The sequence below is a fragment of the Streptomyces jumonjinensis genome (assembly GCF_009600885.1).
Lineage (GTDB): Bacteria > Actinomycetota > Actinomycetes > Streptomycetales > Streptomycetaceae > Streptomyces > Streptomyces jumonjinensis.
Genome location: NZ_VCLA01000176.1, coordinates 1 through 1,214 on the forward strand (window position 1 = coordinate 1; position 1,214 = coordinate 1,214).

A 1,214-nucleotide genomic window follows, 5' to 3' on the forward strand; every position below is an offset into this window, starting at 1 on the left:
GGGGGGCTCGCGGGGGGCTCGCGCGACGCCGTCACGGCCGCCCCAGGGGTACCGGAACACCCGTCCGCAGCTCGTGTGCCAGAGCCGATTCGCCCGCGCAGCGCCGTAGAGTTGAAGCGGGCCGACCGTCGTGCAGGGGGTACGGAACGTGGTGACGAAGGACAGCGACGTGGTGCGCGGCTATCCGCACCTCGACACCGTAAGGGCCGCGATCACAGCGCTGTACCGGCGGCTCTCACCCGACGGCGTACGCTCGTACGCACCGAGCGTGCTCCCCGTCGAGGCCGCCTTCGCCGATGCGGACGACCTCCATCTCGGCGCGCAGCGGGTGGCCCACGCCCTGGTGCGGCATCTGCGGCTGCCGGACGCCCGGGTGATCGTCAGCTTCCGCGAGATGGAGCATGCCGCGAGCGTGGAACTGACCGCGGGCCCCGAGTACTTCATCGAGCTGAACGACCGCTTCCGCACGCACCGCCGGGACATCGGGGCCGCGCTGGCCCACGAGATCACCCATGTGCTGCTGCACCGGCTCGACCTCTCCTTTCCCGGGACCCGCGACAACGAGATCCTCACCGACACCGCGACGACCTATCTCGGGGCCGGGTGGCTGCTGCTGGACGCCTACCGGGAGGACCAGCTGACCAGTCAGAAGCTGGGGTACCTCACCCCTGAGGAGTTCGGCTATGTGCTCGCCAAGCGGTCGCTCGCCTTCGACGAGGACCCCTCGCCGTGGTTCACCAGCCCGCAGGGGTACACCGCGTACACCGAAGGGCGCGCGCGGGCGCTGCGCGACGGCCGGCAGCCGCCGCTGACTGCCGCAGGCTGGACGGGGCGGCATCGGTACGCCAAGGAGCGCAGACATGCGGCCGGGCAGGGTGGGCAGGGCGGCCCGGTCCGGGCGGAGGGGTACGCCTTCGAGAGCGGGCCGGACGGGCTGCGCGTCTCCTTCGCCTGCCCCACCTGCCATCAGCGCATCCGGGTCCCGGTGCGCGGACGGGTACGCGCCCGGTGCGGGCTGTGCCGCGCGGTGCTCGAATGCGATACCTGAGCTGGGGCTTCGGGGGGCTTCGGGCTGGGTGCGGGGGCTTCGGGGCTGGGGTGCTTCGGGGCTGGGGTCCGGGGGCCGCTCCGGGTGCGTCGGGGTGGGGCTGGGCGCGGTGGGTCAAGGTCCGGTGTCCGCTCCGGGGTGGTGCCGGGACTCATGATTTACGGCG

Annotated in this window: 1 protein-coding gene; it reads left to right on the plus strand. The window is 72.7% G+C overall.

Features of this window, described 5'->3' with window-relative positions:
• Window positions 1-151: 151 nt before the first annotated feature.
• Window positions 152-1,048 carry a hypothetical protein gene (locus FF041_RS27035; RefSeq protein WP_323392833.1) on the plus strand — a complete coding sequence of 299 codons (897 nt, stop codon included), beginning with the start codon at window positions 152-154 and terminating at the stop codon, window positions 1,046-1,048.
• The last annotated feature ends 166 nt before the right edge of the window (window positions 1,049-1,214 follow it).